Source organism: Rhodothermales bacterium, from assembly GCA_040221055.1.
Classification (GTDB): Bacteria; Bacteroidota; Rhodothermia; order Rhodothermales; family UBA10348; genus 1-14-0-65-60-17.
The window spans coordinates 134,404-151,510 of record JAVJVN010000015.1; the positions used below are offsets into that span (position 1 = coordinate 134,404).

General features: G+C 62.9%; 10 protein-coding genes. 4 read left to right on the forward strand and 6 right to left on the reverse strand.

Going from position 1 to position 17,107, the window contains the following annotated elements:
* The first annotated feature begins 53 nt into the window (after positions 1 to 53).
* Together RIE53_10340 and RIE53_10345 are read left to right on the forward strand one after the other, a co-directional pair.
* The gene (locus RIE53_10340; GenBank protein MEQ9105087.1) at positions 54 to 1,097 is read left to right on the forward strand and encodes a mechanosensitive ion channel family protein; all 1,044 of its coding nucleotides are present in this window, start codon (positions 54 to 56) and stop codon (positions 1,095 to 1,097) included.
* The gene (locus RIE53_10345; GenBank protein MEQ9105088.1) at positions 1,090 to 4,218 is read left to right on the forward strand and encodes a hypothetical protein; all 3,129 of its coding nucleotides are present in this window, start codon (positions 1,090 to 1,092) and stop codon (positions 4,216 to 4,218) included. The genes RIE53_10340 and RIE53_10345 overlap by 8 nt, the downstream gene beginning before the upstream one ends.
* Here the strand turns inward: RIE53_10345 and RIE53_10350 are convergent.
* From RIE53_10350 to RIE53_10370, 5 genes are read right to left on the reverse strand one after another with little or no spacing between them, the layout of a single operon-like run.
* Positions 4,215 to 5,177 carry a GDP-L-fucose synthase gene (locus RIE53_10350; GenBank protein ID MEQ9105089.1) on the reverse strand — a complete coding sequence of 321 codons (963 nt, stop codon included), beginning with the start codon at positions 5,175 to 5,177 and terminating at the stop codon, positions 4,215 to 4,217. The two genes, RIE53_10345 and RIE53_10350, sit on opposite strands and share 4 nt — an antisense overlap.
* Before the next feature lie 23 nt (positions 5,178 to 5,200).
* Positions 5,201 to 6,682 carry a DASS family sodium-coupled anion symporter gene (locus RIE53_10355; GenBank protein MEQ9105090.1) on the reverse strand — a complete coding sequence of 494 codons (1,482 nt, stop codon included), beginning with the start codon at positions 6,680 to 6,682 and terminating at the stop codon, positions 5,201 to 5,203.
* Positions 6,649 to 8,025, reverse strand: coding sequence for a pyridoxal-dependent decarboxylase (locus RIE53_10360; protein MEQ9105091.1), 1,377 nt, complete (start codon positions 8,023 to 8,025; stop codon positions 6,649 to 6,651). Before RIE53_10360 ends, RIE53_10355 begins: the two co-directional genes overlap by 34 nt.
* Entirely contained in the window at positions 8,022 to 11,024 is a 3,003-nt protein-coding gene (locus RIE53_10365) for an FAD-linked oxidase C-terminal domain-containing protein (protein MEQ9105092.1), read from the reverse strand. Before RIE53_10365 ends, RIE53_10360 begins: the two co-directional genes overlap by 4 nt.
* On the reverse strand, positions 11,025 to 12,158 hold the full coding sequence (locus tag RIE53_10370; GenBank protein ID MEQ9105093.1) for an alanine--glyoxylate aminotransferase family protein: 1,134 nt from the start codon (positions 12,156 to 12,158) through the stop codon (positions 11,025 to 11,027).
* 104 nt (positions 12,159 to 12,262) lie between these two features.
* Between RIE53_10370 and RIE53_10375 the strand changes: the two genes are divergently transcribed.
* On the forward strand, positions 12,263 to 13,117 hold the full coding sequence (locus RIE53_10375) for an MBL fold metallo-hydrolase (protein ID MEQ9105094.1): 855 nt from the start codon (positions 12,263 to 12,265) through the stop codon (positions 13,115 to 13,117).
* A gap of 20 nt (positions 13,118 to 13,137) precedes the next feature.
* Here the strand turns inward: RIE53_10375 and RIE53_10380 are convergent, their stop codons facing one another.
* Positions 13,138 to 14,676 (reverse strand): hypothetical protein, encoded by a 1,539-nt coding sequence (locus tag RIE53_10380; GenBank protein ID MEQ9105095.1) that lies wholly within the window; start codon positions 14,674 to 14,676, stop codon positions 13,138 to 13,140.
* Between the two features lie 231 nt (positions 14,677 to 14,907).
* Here RIE53_10380 and RIE53_10385 point away from each other — a divergent pair, with 231 nt between their 5' ends.
* The gene (locus tag RIE53_10385; GenBank protein MEQ9105096.1) at positions 14,908 to 17,094 is read left to right on the forward strand and encodes a LamG-like jellyroll fold domain-containing protein; all 2,187 of its coding nucleotides are present in this window, start codon (positions 14,908 to 14,910) and stop codon (positions 17,092 to 17,094) included.
* Positions 17,095 to 17,107 lie beyond the last annotated feature (13 nt).

A 17,107-nucleotide genomic window follows, 5' to 3' on the forward strand; every position in this document is an offset into this window, starting at 1 on the left:
TGTCGGTCGTGCGGATTGAACGTTGACAGTATACAACACACTATATTGCCTCCATGCAATCCTGCAACATGGCATCCATGCAAATCCGCGTCGTACTGCTGCTCGTCGTGCTCATCGCCGGTCTGTGGATCGTGCCGTTCCGGGCCGCTGCGCAGACCGCTGGCGAATCCGGAACAGCCGTGGCCACCGCCGATACCACGGATGCGGCGCGCCTGGCAGCGGCATTGTCCGAACTGGCATCCGCCATCCAGGGCTACACCGAGGCCACCACGGCCGCGAACGATCCGGCGCCGGTCACCCTGGGTGAGGCCCGGGGTGCAGCGCAGGACTACGGGCTCCGGGTCTTCTGGACCCTTGTGGTATTCCTGCTGACCTACTTCGTCGTCCGGATCCTGACATGGATCCTGGACAAATTGGCCGAAAGCAGCGCCAAACGGCGTTTGCTGTTCAAGCGCCTGGTCCCGATTTCCCGGATTTTCCTGTGGGCGTTCGCGGTATTCGTGGTCGTCCGCGTGGTGTTCGATGTGGATGCGCAGGGCCTGCTGGCCGCCACGGCTGCGTTGGGCGTGGCCGTCGGATTTGCCGCACAGGACCTGCTGAAGAATATTTTCGGGGGCCTGGTCATCATTTCGGACCGGCCGTTCCAGGTGGGCGACAAGATCAGCGTGGGCGGCACATACGGCGAAGTGACCGCCATCGGGTTGCGCTCCACCCGCATTGTGACCCCGGACGACAACCTGGTGACCGTGCCCAACGCGCAGGTCGTGGACGGTCAGGTGGCCAACGCCAATGCCGGCGCACTGGACTGCCAGGTGGTCACGGATCTGTACCTGCCGGCGTGGGTGGACGAACAACACGCGAAGAAGATTGCGTACGATGCGGCGGCCAGTTCCCGGTACGTGTACCGCAACAAGCCCATCGTGGTGATCGTGCTCGACGAGTGGGACAAGGATCCGGTGACACACCTGAAAGTGAAGGCCTATGTCATCGATACGCGTCACGAATTCCTGCTCATGAGCGACATCACGGAGCGGGCCCGTGCGGCCTTCCGCGAGGCCGGTCTCTTCTGGGATGCGGAGGCGACCGACCATGCGTAACCAACTGCTGGATGCGTACGATACGGCGACCAGCGATCTCCTGCGGAGCCTGGATGCGGCGCTCGATTCGGACGTGCGGCGTCCGCTGGTAGACCGGTACAGCACATTGGCCGAAGAAGTCGACCGGCTGCTGGACGGGTGGACGACCGACGTGCCGGAACGGCCGGCCGAAGCCGCTGAACGGGCCCGCACGGCGCATTCCGGGCTTACGTCTTCCGTCCTCGTGCCCCTGGGCACGCATCTGGCCGATCAGGAACCGTTCATGGCCATCCAGACCCTGACGGCACGGACCCTGCACCGGCTGGAGCAGGCCGCTTCGGCCCTGCCGGCATCCGTCGTGATCGACGAACCGCCCTCCCTCCATGCACCGCTGAACGACGATCCGCTGGTCTGGCGCACCCGGAAGGCCCTGATCCGGCTCCGTCGGCGTCTTTTCGATGGAAAACGGAACGAGCCCTACGAACAGCACCTCCGCCCGCAGGGCCACGCCCTCACGCTGGCCACCCAGGCCGCACCGGACCGGATTGTCCCGCTCGTCCACGATGTGCTGGAGACGGTTCTCTGGACCACGGCCCACACGGAGCGGGAATTGACCGAAGCCTTTTATGCCCTGATGTCCCTGGAACGGACCGCCCGCCTGGCGGCCGGATCGGAGGAGCAGGGGCCGTTGACCGATGCATGGAAGGTGTGCCGTGAGCGACTGTCAGCGGCAGCCGCCGCCCTGAGGAACGCCGCCCGCGAACTGGCGGAGCATGGCACGCCCGGTGCCTGGACGGCTGCCGAAGTCGCCCTTGAGGAGGCCTTCCGGACCCGCCTGGACCGGGACGACACCTTCATGGCCGTGGATATTCCGGAACGACGATCCCCGGCAGAGCACCGCGCCTGGCGCACACTGCAGGACCGGTCGGAACGGAGCCGGACGTGGCTTGATCAGGTGGTCCAACGGTACCGTTTCTGTTCGCGCCTGGATGGATTCACCGACCAGGCCGTCGCCGCCCGGCAGCGCATCCTGGATCGGCTGGCGGCCGAGGCCGTGCACCCGTTCCAACGCTTGCATGAGGACGCCGCCGCCACGCTGGCGAAACTGGCCGAAGAAGTCGATGACGCCCTTGCGGCCCATGATGTTGCCGCGGCGCTCGGGTCCATCCGCGAGCGTGCCGTTGACGCCATTGACCGGAGCCTCCTGACCGGATTCATCCGGGACACGTTCGTGAATGCCATGTCCTCCATTCCGGCCGATGAGGCGTCCCGCCTGCTACCCGACCTGGAGGAGCCGACCGTGTTCCACCTGCACGGACTGGTTCCGGAGGATGCCCGGGCGGTGGATATCCAGACTGAACCGCGTGCCGTGGACCTGGCCGATGTGGTCGAGGCGCTCGGGCAACCGCTCCTGGATGCGCTCCGCGGATGCATGCAGCCCCTGGTGGCCCGGCTGGACGACGTTCGCGCGGAAGACCGGGAAATCACGTCCATCATCCGCTTCAATATCGACTCGGCGCTGGAGTTGTTGGCGGATGCCGCGGGTGAGCGTTCCGGATCGGCGGATATCCGCGAACTGGCGCTGAAAGGCTTGACCCGCTCTTCCGATAGCCTCCTGGCCCAGGCCGATCGGATGCAGGATGCCCTTGACGCAACGGCCGCGCACATTACACGGGCCTTTGCCCAGGCAGGCACCCGGGTCCAGGAACGGGCGCGCGTCCAGCGGCAGGTGGACGAGTACCTGCTGGACTTGCGCGACCGGTTCGACACGGGCACACGCGGGGTGGTGGCGACGGCGGGGCGCCGCGCGCGGTGGACCCGTCTGATGACTCTCCGCTACGGTCGCCGCGCGCGGCGCCACGCCCAGCGCCTCATCCGGCTGGGCCGCGAAGCGGTGGGCGCCCCCGTCACGACCGGCCTGGAACGACAGGAAACCATCGAGGCCCTGCTGCGGCTGGATGAGGCGCTGGAGCGCGTCCCGGTCGTGTACCGACGGTTGTTCTCGTTCGCACCCGTCCAGGATGCCGACATGCTTGTGGGACGCGTGGCCGACCGGGACGCCGTCGCCACCCACCGCCAACGTTGGGCGCGGGGCTTCACCCAGTCCCTCATGATCACGGCCCAGCCCGGCCAGGGCGTGACCTCTTTCCTGAACGTGCTCCGCAAGACCGTCTTCGAGGGCGATCGGCTGATGGCCATCAACCTTACGGAGCGTGTGTCATCTGAGGCCGCGCTGGTCGACATGCTGTGCCGGGAGCTGGGCCTGGAGGAGGCAACGTCCCGGACCCTCCGCGAACTGGCCCAGCACGTCCTTGCCGCCACCGCCGAGCCCTCCGACGCCGCCACCGCCGAGCCCATCCCCGTCGTCCTCATCGAGCACCTGGAGTTGCTGCTCCTCCGCGAAATCGGAGGCATGCGGCTGTTCTCGGAGTTCCTGTCCTTCATGTCGCAGACCGATTCGCGGGTCCTGTGGATCGGTACCTGCTCGGCATCGGCCTGGCAGGTGTTCGGCAAGGCGCAGCCCTCGGCCTCCGGTCTCGTGAACCACCATCCACTGTCGACATTGACGCGGGCCAGCCTGGAGAAGCTGGTCATGGGCCGGCATCGGCGCAGCGGCCTCTCCCTCCGCTTCCTGCCCCCCGCGAACCCGTCCACCCTGCTGAAACGCCGCATGCGCCGGGCCGACAGCGAAGAAGACGTACAGCGCATCCTGCAGGACGTGTATTTCGAGCGCTTGCACGACCACGTCGGGCCGAACATCCTGATGGCCCTCTTCTACTGGATCCGCTCCATCACGCCGAGCGTGGAGGAGGACACCATTGAAGTGGGCCGGTTCGAACCCATCAGTTTCCGCTTCCTGGCCGATCTGCCCGGCGAGCACATCCTCATGCTGAAAGCCCTGCTGGAGCATTTCACACTGACCGTTCCGGAGGCCGCCCGCGTGGCCTGGACCACCCGGGACGACGCCATGCAGATCTTCGAGGCGCTCGGAAACGCCCTGCTCATTGAGCCCTTCACCGACGAAAACCAGGCTTCACGCGACGCGTTTTCGACCGTCGACCCGACGCTTCCCTACCGCATACGGCCGCTCCTGGTGCATCCGGTGGTCACGTTCCTGCGCACGCGGAACATAGTCCACTAGGCTCCCACGACGTGCTCCCGGTACCAGGCGTGCGTCCGACGGATGCCCTCCTCAAGGGACACCTCGGGGCGCCATCCCAGCGAAAACAGCCGTTCGACCGCCACCAATTTGCGCGGCGTGCCGTCGGGCTTCGACGTATCGAGCCAGATGGAGGATGAGCCACCCACCACACGCTGCACGAGTTCCGCCAGCTCCCGGATGGGAATGTCCTCCCCGCATCCCACGTTCATGAGTCCGTTCGGAGCGGCAGCGAAGAATGCATCTTCCGGCGTCTCCATGACGTGCACGACGGCGCGCGCCATGTCATCCACATACAGGAATTCGCGGCGCGGCGTGCCCGTCCCCCACAGCACCACCTCCTCGCCCGTCCCGCGGGCCGCGTCAAACTTGCGGATGAGCGCCGGGAGGACGTGGCTGGACTGCAAATCGAAATTGTCGCCGGGGCCGTAGAGGTTGGTGGGCATGAGGCTCACGAAATCCACCCCGTGCTGCTTGCGCAGCGCCTCGCACATCTTGACGCCGGCAATCTTGGCAATGGCATACCACTCGTTCGTGGGCTCGAGCGGTCCGGTGAGCAGGTAGTCCTCCTTCAGCGGCTGGGGGGCCAGCTTCGGGTAGATGCACGTGCTCCCGAGGAAGACCAGACGCTTGACGCCCGTACGGAACGCCGCATGGATGACGTTCGACTGGATGTCCAGGTTCTCGAACAGGAAATCCGCCGGGTAGGTGTCGTTGGCCAGGATGCCTCCGACCTTGGCCGCGGCCAGCACCACGTATTCCGGTTGCTCAGCGTCGAAAAAAGCGTCCACGGCCGCGCGGTCGCGGAGGTCCAGTTCACCCCGGGTGCGGGTCAGGAGGTTCGTGTAGCCCTTGTGCGTCAGTTCGCGGCACACGGCGCCACCCACCAGCCCACGATGGCCGGCCACGAAGATGGATGCGTCAGGAGTGGTCAGGTGCATGGTCAGGAATCAATTCGTTCTGTTCAAGCCGGGATGAAGACGAGGCGCACCAGAACATACGCCACGCCCGTGATGATGATGGTGAAAGCCGCGTTGAGCCACGCGCCCGTCCGCGCCATGTCCTGGATGGTCACCAGGTCGCTGCCATAGACGATGGCGTTGGGCGGCGTGGCCACCGGCAACATGAACGCCGCACTTGCGGCCACGGTGGCCGGCACCACCAGGAGCAACGGATCGGCGCCAATGCCCAGCGCGACCGAAGCCATGACCGGCAGGAAGGCCGCGGTGGTCGCCGTATTCGACGTGAGTTCGGTGAGCGCGATGACGAGCGCCGTGACCACGAGCATGACCACAATCAGCGGCCACGCGCCCACGTAGGAAATCAACCCGCCCAGCCACGCCGCGAACCCCGTGTCGCTGAGCACGGCGGCCAGCGAGAGGCCCCCACCGAACAGCACGAGGATGCCCCACGGCAATCGTTTCGCGTCCGCCCAGGACATCAGGAAGCGTTCCGACCACGGCGCATCCTCCGCGGGCCCGGCCGCCGGAAGCACGAACAGGACGGCGGCGCCGAAGAGGGCGATGCCGGTGTCGGTCAGGCCGGGCAGCAGGTCCGACAGCAAGGGGCGGCCGAGCCAGAGGGCCACCACCACGCCGAACACCGCCGAAACCCAGCGTTCATCGCGCGTCATGGGGCCCAGTTCGCGCATCATCTGCCCCAGCATGGTGTGCATGCCCGGAATGGCATCGCCGTCCAGACGGAACGCCACCCGCGTCAGGACCCAGAACGTGACCGGCAATCCGACCACCATGAGCGGTACACCGAACAGCATCCACTGGCCGAAACCGATCCGGACATCGAACGCATCCTGCATGAAGGCGGCGGCCAGGGCATTCGGGACGGTGCCGATGAGGGTCCCGAGCCCGCCGATGGTGGCGGCATAGGCAATGGCCAGCATGAGGGCCGTTCCGAAAGCCCGGGCTTCTGACGGCGCAAGGTGTTCGCGCGCGAGGACAACCACCGAGAGTCCGATGGGCAGCATCATCATGGTCGTGGCCGTATTCGTAACCCACATGCTGAGGAGCGCCGCGGCCAGCATGAACCCCCACAGGATGGCCTTCGGGCGCGTGCCCACACGGCGCAGGATGCCGAGCGCAATCCGGCGGTGGAGGTGACAGCGCTCCATGCCCAGCGCCAGGATGAAGCCCCCCATGAACAGGAAAATCAGCGGATTCGCGTATGGAACGGCCGTATCGGCCATGCTCCGCAGCCCCACAACCGGGAAAACGATCAAAGGAAGAAGCGACGTGACCGGAATGGGCACTGCCTCGGTCATCCACCACAGAGCCATCCAGAGCCCGATTCCGAGCGCCAGCCACCCGTCAGCGCCGAGCCCGGCCGGTGCCGGGAGCAGGCCGGTCATCAGCGCCAGCCCCGGCCCGAGAACCAGTGCTATCCGTTTGTGCCGGTTCACGCCCCCGCCGTGCCCGAAAGCTGCTCCCACGCCCGGACCACATGGTCGCGCGTGGTGTGGGTCTGGCCAATGCACATCCGGATGGCGTAGCGGCCATCCAGGACGGTGTGGCTGACGTACATCCGGCCCGACGCATTCACGCGTTCGAGGATGCGGCGCGTGGCATCGTCCCCGTCGCGGTGCGCAATGCAGACCAGATTCAGGGGATGCGGCGCGAGCACTTCCCAGTCCGGATGCGCCTGCGCCCAATCGGCAAACTCCTGCGTCAGGCGGACATGCTCCCGGATGTGGTGCCGGATGCCTTCCACGCCGTAGTGCCGGATGACGAACCACAGTTTCAGGCTGCGGAAGCGGCGGCCCAGCGGAACCTGCCAGTCCCGGAGGTCCAGCACCTCCCCGGCCCCGGTCTTCAGGTACTCGGGCAGGATTCCCAGCGCCGAGACCAGCGCATTCCGGTCGGCCACCCAGAAGCAGTCGCAGTCAAAGTTGGTGAACATCCACTTGTGTGGATTGAAACAGAAACTGTCGGCCCGTTCCATCCCGTCCAGGATCCAGCGGAATTCCGGGCAGACGGCCGCCGTGCCGGACATGGCCCCGTCCACGTGCATCCACATCCCGTGTGCGCGCGCCACGGCACCGATCCCGGGCAGCGGATCCATGGCGTTCGACGATGTGGTCCCGACCGTCGCCGAAACGAAGAATGGCCGCAATCCCTGGGCAAGGTCCGCGGCGATGGCCGCCTCCAGCGCATCGGGTCGCATGGCGTAGGTTGCATCGACGTCAATCAATCGGACGTGCTCAATCCCGGCAATCCGCGCGCCCTTCTGCACCGAGGAGTGGCCCTGGGTGCTGGTGTAGGCGACGAGCCCTCCCTTGCCCGCCCGCTCCCGCGCCGCCAGTATGGCGCAGAGCGTGGCACTGGACGCCGAATCCTGGATGACCCCGCCACCCGTGCTGGTGGAGCGGAACGCATCCGGAAGCCCCAGCATGTCCGCGCACCAGTCCAGGACGTGGATTTCGAGCTCCGTGCACGCCGGACTCGTGGCCCACAGCATCCCCTGCACGCCGAGCCCCGCCGACAACAACTCGCCCAGGATGCCCGGCCCCGACGCGTTGCACGGGAAATAGGCGTGGAACGCGGGCGATTGCCAGTGGGTGATGCCCGGCATGATGATCCGGTCCACGTCCGCCATCATGGCCTCGAACGGTTCTCCGGTTTCCGGCGGATGCGCAGGCAGGGCCGCGCGCACGTCGCCGGGCGCCAGGCGGCTCTTCACGGGATACGATTCGACGTCCTCCATGTACCGGGCTATCCATTCGATGAGCGCCGCGCCCTGCTTCCGGAATTCGTCCGGCGTCATGTGATGCGTCATGAGGTTTTATCCACTTTTTCAGCCTTTTCCCCCGCAACGCGCGCCAGGGCCTGCGCCAGTACCTCGGCCGGGTGCCACGCGCGACGCCCCGTGCCGTGGGCAATCTGCTGCCGGCAACTCACGCCCGGCGCCACGATGGTGGTGGTCTCCGGCGTGGCATTCACGGCCGGAAACAGCCGTTTGCCGCCGATGGCCATGGACAGGTCGTAGTGTTCTTTTTCGAAGCCGAACGAGCCGGCCATGCCACAGCAGCCCGCATCGACTTCCGTGACGGTGCATCCCTTGAGTGCGCCGAGAGCCCTATGGGTGCCTGCCGTCCCGACGGCGGCCTTCTGGTGGCAGTGACCGTGCAAAAGTATGTCTCCCAGCCCCCTGTCACCCGGACCAGAGCCGTTCCAACCCGTCAGCAGCGGAAGCCGCCCTTCGCCAACACACCTCGCCACGAAATCGTCGAACAGGAGCGTCTTCTCCGCCACCAGCGGCACTCGTGGATCGCCCGGCAGCAAGGCCGGATATTCGTCGTCGAACGACAGCACGCACGACGGCTCCAGGCCCACGATGGTCAACCCTTCCTGCGCCAGCGGCGTCAATCGGTCGAGGGTTTCGCTGGCCATGCGGCGCGCCTCGTCCACCAGTCCCTTTGAAATGGCCGGTCGGCCGCAGCACCCGTGGCCGGGCAGGATGACGTCGTATCCGGCGGCTTCCAGGACCTTCGTGGCCGCAATCGCGACTTCGGGATAGTGGTAGGTGTTGAACGTATCGTTGAAGAGGACCACGCGCTCCCGCGGTGCGCCATCTCCACCGGCCGAGCCGGGCCCAAGCGCCCCGCCCCGATTCTTCTCGAACCATTTGGTGAACGGCTCGGCGGCAAAGGGCGGCAGTGCACGCTCGGCGGTTATGCCCACCGTGCGCTCCATGAGCGCCCGCAGCGGCCGGGCTTTGCCCATCCGGTTGGCCATACCGGCCATCATTCCGCTGAAGCGCCGTGCCTGTTTGGCCGCGTCCGCGAACATCCGGGAACGCCGCGGCACACCGTATTTCTCGTGGTATCCGGCCAGGAACTCCACCTTCAGCGTGGCCATGTCGACCGACGACGGGCATTCGCTCACGCACGCCTTGCACTGCAGGCACAGGTCCATGGTCTCGTACAGGCGCTCGTCGGTCACGCGGCCCGTCGGCAGTGCCCCCGACATGACGGCCCGCAGCGCGTTCGCACGGCCCCGTGTGGAGTGCTCCTCCTCGCGCGTGGCCATGAAACTCGGGCACATGGCGCCCACGTCCAGCTTGCGACAGACGCCCGCGCCGTTGCACATTTCGACCGCCTGGTCGTAGCCCTGGTCGCGTGACCAGTCCAGATGCGTACGGACGGGCACGTTCGCCCGGTAGTCCGCCCCGTATCGCAGGCTCGTCGTCATGGGCGCGGCGTCCACCACCATCCCGGGGTTCATGAGCCCCTCGGGGTCGAACGCCTGCTTCACGCGGCGGTACAGCCCGTACAATTCCGGCCCGAAGAAGGCTTCGTTGAACGGGCTCCGTGCCCGCCCATCACCGTGTTCGGACGACAGCGCGCCTCCGTAGCCGCGCAGCTGTTCGACCGCGAAATGCATGATTTCGGGGAGCTTCGCGATTTCCTCGGCGGCCTTGGTGTTCACCATGGGACGGATGTGAACGCATCCGGCACTGGCATGCGCGTAGTAGGCCACATCGAATCCGAGGCCGCGACAGAATTGCTCAATGCCCGTCACATACGCCGACAGATGCCGCACGGGCACGGCCGCATCCTCAATGAACGGAATGGGCTTGTGGTCACCGCGCACGCTCATGAGGAAGCCCAGCCCCATCTTGCGCACGCTCCACACGTCGCGCTGCCCGGCGGCGGTCAAGACGGGCACCACGCCCGTCACCGGGACGCCGCGCTGTTTCATGTACGCTTCGAGCCCGGCCACGCCCGCGCGCACCTCGGCCTCGGTCGCCCCGGAATACTCGGTGATCAACACGCACGCCGGCGTGCCTTCCACGAACTGTTCCAACTTCTTGCGCCACATGGGCTGACGGCGACACATGGACATGCCCAGCTCATCCAGCAGCTCGACCGCCGTGGGGGCCGTTTCCAGGATGACCTCCACCGCGGCAAGTCCTTCCTCAAGCGTCCGGAAATGCGCAATGCCCAGCATGGTATGCTTCGGCCGCGGCACCAACCCCACCGTCACGCGCTCAATGATGGCCAGCGTGCCCTCGGCGCCGCATACGAGCGACGCCAGGTTCGGTCCGGCGGGCGGCGATGCATGGAAGGACACCCCATCGGGAGCAAGCCGGTCCAGGTTGTACCCGCCGCAACGACGCCAGTGGCGGGGCGTATCCCGCTGGATAATGTCCGCGCCGTCCTCCATCACCTGCCCGACGGCGCGGTAGATGGCGCCTTCCCGCCCGTCCACCTGCCCCTTGCGGGCAAATGCCGCCGCGTCGACCTCCGAAAAGCGGGCGCGGCTGCCGTCGCTCAGGACCACATCCATGGCCTGCACGTGGTCGGCCGTCATGCCATACGCAATCGAGTGGCTGCCGGTGGAATTGTTCGATACGATGCCCCCCATGGCCGCCCGGTTGGAACTCGCAGGATCGGGCCCGAACTGGAGGCCCATCGATGCGACGTGCCGGTTCAGTGTATCCAGCACGACGCCGGGCTCGACCGTGGCGGTCTGCTTTTCGGTGTCGACCTCCAGGATGCCGTCCAGGTGCGTCGTGAAGTCCACCACGATGGCCCGGTTCACGGCCTGCCCGGCCAGGCTGCTGCCTGCCGTTCGCGGCAGGACCGGCACGCCGTACTCGGCAGCAGTTTCCATGACCGCCTGGATGTCGTCGGTATGCCGTGGAATGACCACGGCAAGGGGTGTTTCCCGGTAGATGCTCGCATCGGTCGCATACAGCATCCGGTTGTATTCGTCGGCGCGGACGCGGCCCGGGAGACGCGCTTCGAGCGTGCGGAGACATTCCTGTACCACCTAAAGCACCTCCTTGAGCGCCGAAAGCAGCAAGCGGATGTTCTCGGGGCGGCTGTTGAAGCCCATGAGCCCCACGCGCCACACCTTGCCGGCGAGCTCACCGAGGCCGCCCGCGATTTCAATGTTGTAGCGCGACAGGAGTTCGCGCGCGACCGCACCCGAGTCCACGCCGTCCGGGACGCGGACCGTGGTCAGCGACGGCAGGCGGACGTCCTCGGCCACGTGGCAGGACAGACCCATCTCTTCCAGCCCGTCCCAGAACAAGCGGGCGTTCCGGGCGTGGCGCTCCCAGCGCGCTTCGAGTCCTTCCTCGGCCACCAGCCGCAGGGCCTCGCGCAGCCCGTAATTCATGTTGATGGGCGCCGTGTGGTGATACGTGCGCTCCTTGCCCCAGTACTTGCCCACCAGCGACAGGTCCAGATACCAGTTGGGCACCTGGGTCTTGCGGGCGGCCAGGCGCTCCATGGCGCGCGGTCCGAGCGTGAGCGGCCCGAGGCCCGGCGGGCAGCTCAGGCATTTCTGGGTGCCCGAATAGGCCACATCCACGCCCCACTCATCCAGGAACAGCGGAACGCCGCCGAGACTGGTCACCGTATCGATGAGCAGAAGGCAGTCATGCTGTCGGCACAGCTCGCCGAGGCCGTCCAGCGGCTGGCGAGCGCCCGTCGAGGTCTCGGCGTGGACCAGCATCAACACGCGGGGTTTGTGCTGCTCCACGGCCTCCGCGAGCGCATCAAACGAAAAAACCTCACCCCACGGCTTATCCATCCGGTGCACCTTGGCGCCGTACCGACCCGCCATGTCCACCAAGCGCATCCCGAAATATCCGTTCACGCCAATCACCACGCTGTCCCCGGCCTCAACCGTGTTGGCGACGGCGGCCTCCATGGCGGCGCTGCCCGTTCCGGACACCGGAATGGTCACCGGGTTGTCCGTCTGCCACGCGTAGCGCAGGAGCTCCTGCACTTCCCCCATAATGGCCAGGAAGGTGGGATCGAGATGCCCTACCTGGCGGTTCGAAAGCGCGCGCAGCACCCTCGGATGGGCGTTCGACGGCCCCGGGCCCAAGAGCAGGCGGGGCGGCGTATCGAGATCGGTCGTGGAAATGCGGTGGGTGTCCTTGACGTGGAGCATGAAATCGGGGTGGGCAAAGAGAGCCGGTGCTGGTGACAAAAATGGGGTCGAAACTGGCCCGTAGATTATGGGTTGCACGAACGGAATTCCAGACCCAAAATACCATGGCCCGCATAGGACAGTACACCCTCCACGAAATTGAATGCGGACGATTCGGCCTGGACGGCGGCGCCATGTTCGGCATAGTCCCCAAACCGCTGTGGGAGAAGGTCACCCCGGCCGATGCGCGCAACCGGATCCCGCTCCACACCCGATGCCTGCTGCTGGAGACGGGCGACCGGCTCATCCTTATTGACAACGGAATCGGCGACAAATTCGACGAGAAGTTCGGCGACATCTACGGCGTTGACCTGTCCGTGGGCAGCCTGGACACCTCGCTCGCCGCCGCCGGCTTCGGCCGCGCCGACGTCACCGACGTGATCCTGACCCATTTGCACTTCGACCACTGTGGCGGGTCCACCGTGCGGCGTGGAGACCGGCTTGAAATCGCGTTCCCCGAGGCCACCTTCCACGTGCAGCGGACGCACTGGGACTGGGCCCTGGAGGGCAACGTGCGCGAGAAAGCCTCCTTCCTGGACGAAAACCTGGATCCCATTGCCGCCAGCGGGCAATTGGCGCTTCTGGACGGCCGCATGGAGCTCTTCCCGGGCATTGAAGTCATTCCGGTCGACGGCCACACCCGCGCCATGCAGTGCGTGCGGATTCATGACGATGCGCAGTCCATGCTGTACGCCGCCGACCTCCTGCCTACCCACACGCACCTGTCCCCTGCGTGGAACATGGCCTACGACCTCTGGCCCATGACCACGATCGAGGAAAAGGCGCGCCTGTTGGACGATGCCATCGCCGGCGGCTGGGCCCTCATGTTCGAGCACGACCCCGTCGTGGCCGTCGCCGACGTCGTCATGGGCCGCCGCGGCCCGGAAATCACGAACGCGCGGAGCGTGGGGGATGTGTGAGGCCGGGCGATGTGTGAGTTTCAGTCCGACGAACTGACCGGGACGACTACCCGGTAGTAGAACCTGCGTCCATCGTCTTCCCGCCTGGATCTCAGGATGAACTCGCGTCCCGTAAGTCTAAGCGCTATGTCGTTCAACTCTGTGAAGGCTTTGTTTCTCATAGTTCTTGCTGATTCCGGATCCGGATACCACTGCAGAAGCATGTTGTCGAGGTGTTCGACGTCGATCTGATCTGAATCTGTCGCTTGCTCGGCTACTACGGACAAGACTACTTGTACATATTGAGGAATTGGATTTACATACGTTACGTCGTCAACATGCACGTAAAGCGAATCGCGCTTCACTGAGATGTGGGTCTTAGTCCTGCGGCGTTTCTTGTAGACATATGTCGTAAATGGGATCAGCAACAGTAGACCGACAGATACAACGACCCACGTTTTTCCAAGAGTTTTAGGCGGTGGCGACAATCTGAGCCATTCACCGTCGTCGACGCGAGGTACGCGCACCTCCGTGTAATCCCAGTCCACGAACGGTACGGAAGAGTCCTTTGCGAGAAAACCTAAACGAATCGAGTCAAGCCCGACCGTATGGTGCAACTGTGCCAGTTTTTGAGGCTGGGGAATACGATCGAGAATACCAATGCTTCGGAGTACCCCATCAGCCGGTCGCCACTCGACCACATTGTTTATCAATGATACGTTTCCGGAAGGAACGTGACAGAGTTCCGTAATCAAGAATAGCAGGGATGATCGTGCTCTGTCCGCAGGGAGTTGACCCAGATTCCTGGCTGTAGATTCAATATGACACTCCAACCAAGGCTCGAATGGAAGACGAGTCCATTTTTTCCTGTCCAAATCCAATGCCCACGCATCTTGAACAGGATCCGAGTAAATCGGTGGGTTCGAGTTCCGAACTTGTTGTTTGCCTCCGACCACAACAAACAGACTGTCACTGAAGCCAAAACCAGACACGCCACCCATCCGCGGTGACGGCGTGGGACCTTCAATGACCGAGATCTCACGCCACGTATTCAACTCTGGATCGAACTCAACGACGAAGTCCTTTGCTCTGTAGTAACCATAGCCGCTGAATGCGATTGGAGAACCCGTATGGGGGTTCAAGCCTCCTGCGTGCTCAAACTGGGTTTGGCTCGACCTCCTTGGGCGAAAATCAACGTAAAGGGAATCGGAAACAAGAACCTTGACGGTGGCACCAACGCTACGATCCCAGAGCCAGATTTCATCCGTTGATAGATTGACAGCCGAACTGTACCACGCGGGGTGGGCATTCTCGGACAAATACCCGTTCGGAATCGAAAGATCGTGACCGGTCCATTGTCTTGAATCACTGTCGAAGATAATTAGGTCGCCGGCTGCAATGAACAAGGATAGCTCCCTATACGCCCCGACTTCGGTCACTTCCGTGCCTAGCGGCACGACAGGCTGCGATAGCACCTCATAGTTCCATACTGCCCCGCCGAACTGGAGTAGTACGTAAATCAGCAATAAACGGGCTGAATGGCTGTTTGCAGATACGAAATCCAATGAGTTCTGAATCATTTTTTATGAAACGGTGACAGTTCAGCTATTCTGGGCCATCCCATTATAACTGTCCGAATCATCAATATGCGCTCCATTATCTCTGCTCTACTTTTGTCTGCCTGTGTCTCCACAGCCGTAGCCCAATCCACATGCTATGACTTCGAGAGTGGAACTCTCTCTGATTTTCACGTCGAAAATGGAACTATACAACTTTCCTCTGACTCCTATCGTGGCAACGGATCGGTGTCCTTGCGGCATACTGATGGTCCGTTCCACAACTTCTATCCGGAAGGTGTCGCCTTTTCCCAGGGGACGGTGCGCGTCGCTGGCAAAACCTTGGACGGAATTGCCGACCTCCAGATATCGCTCCATTCCGGCGACAGTGCTTGGAATGATGGCCACAACATCGGCTTCTCGCTGAGACCGAACGGGAGCGACAACCCAGGACTATCCATGACGACGGGTGCAGGCATAGAATTAGCATCTGCACAAAACGCCGGTTTCGGAATCGGTCAGTGGATTGAAATTGAAGTCGAAGTAACCGGAGCTGCTATTATTCTATCGATCGATGGGGTGATCAGACTCGAATCGTTAGTCCCTTCAGATCTGTCGTCTGGCCGCGTCAGGCTCGGTGCCGTCTCATCAGGCCTATTTGATGACTTGTGTGTGATCTCCGCAGATACAGATACAGTAGATCTGACCGACGGACTGGTTGCACACTATCCACTAGATGGCTCCGCAACCGATAACACCTCCAGCATGAACCACGGGATCGTTTCTGGAGCAGTCGAGACAACCAACCGATTCGGAAAGGCAAATTCTGCTCTTGCATTTGACGGAGACGACTTCGTCGAAATCCCGTCAACAACAGCTATTTCCTTCACCGAACCCTTTGCCGTCTCCGCATGGGTCTCTGTGTCGTCGTTCGTGACGGGACAGGCCATCGAGCAACATCCCGTGATTTCCAAAATAAACGCTGATGGCTGGGCAGGCGGCTATGAACTGATGGCACTCGGAGGAGCCCAGGGTCCGGCTTTTGCAGCTGCGTCAAAAATCGGAAATCAGAATATATTTGCTGTCTCCGACCCGACCGTAGCGACCGACACATGGGTTCATGTCATGGCGACATACGATGGACGGGGCATGGCAGTATACTTGAACGGCATTCCTCAGACCATGCGGGAAGAACTCCGATCAGGAAGCGTGGGCACTTCTTCTAATGCGCTAGTTCTGGGCAGACGTTCCGGTGGTGGTATTTACTGGTTCCATGGCAGTATTGACGATGTTCGCTTGTACAACAGAGCCCTCAGCAATCTTGACGCCTACGAGTTGTACCGACTTGGTGGCGCGGCGACCCTAACAGTATCCTCTGCCACCTGTCAGCCCGAAGGGCCCGTATCCATTCACATCTTCTCCAGCGATCTGTCCAGCCTAGGTGTTGCAGGCTATCAGTTCAGTGTGAACTTCAACCCAGCAATAGTCACACTTGATGGGACTATTACGGGTGGAACGCTTTCATCAGAGATGATTGTTGAAACCAACACCTCCAAACCAGGGGAACTACGAATTGCTGCAGCTGGATCTGCTCAGATAATCGGCGGTGGCACCCTCATCACGCTTTCGGGCACGTGCAAGACCCAAACAGGTTCACCCTCGTTAGTTGAGTTGAGCGCTGCATCGTTCTCTGAATCCGAGATCTCGCTGGAACTGAATGCAGGAACCATCGACGTTGTCGGTTTTGGTGACGCTTCGGGTGATGGAGTAGTTAACGTGAGCGACGCGGTATCAATTTTACGCGCTGTGACCGGTGCCAATCCGATTCTGTCTTGCCCAACGTGTGCCGATGTCAATGGTGATCAGCAAGTGAGTCTTACGGACGCCGTTCTTGTACTGCGACATATAGTCGGTACGATATCTTGTTTTCCTGTAGAATCAGGCTGTTCGGGTGAACCATTCCTTTTGCCCGACCTTACTGAACCGAGTCTCACAATTCGTAACTCAACTGGACATATAAGCATCGACATCAACCCGATGGGCGCTCAATCATTTTTGCTTGAGATGACCACTGATGGCGATGCCGTGATTGGATTCGATGGACTCAATGCCCTCAGAAGTCGTGGATGGTTAATAGAAGAATATGCTATTGAAGGAGTTGCCCGATTGGCCATCTTGGCTCCAGATGCTATTCAAGAGTCAATATCCGTATCAGCAGTCATCGTTTCCGGCGACACAACGAACACTGGCATTGCGTCAGTGCTTATTACAGAGGGAGGTCGTTCAAACGTGACTGGCGTCGGTATAGAACAAGAGGCTCTACGATTGTTCGTGTGGGTAGCGCCGTTCATCGAGCCCCTGCAGGGTAGAGGTCGAGGCCTCCCAGATGGAAGTAGATGGCATTTGCAAATCGCTGCTTGTTGCGGAAGCCCCGGCTCTTGACCTTGATGGCCTT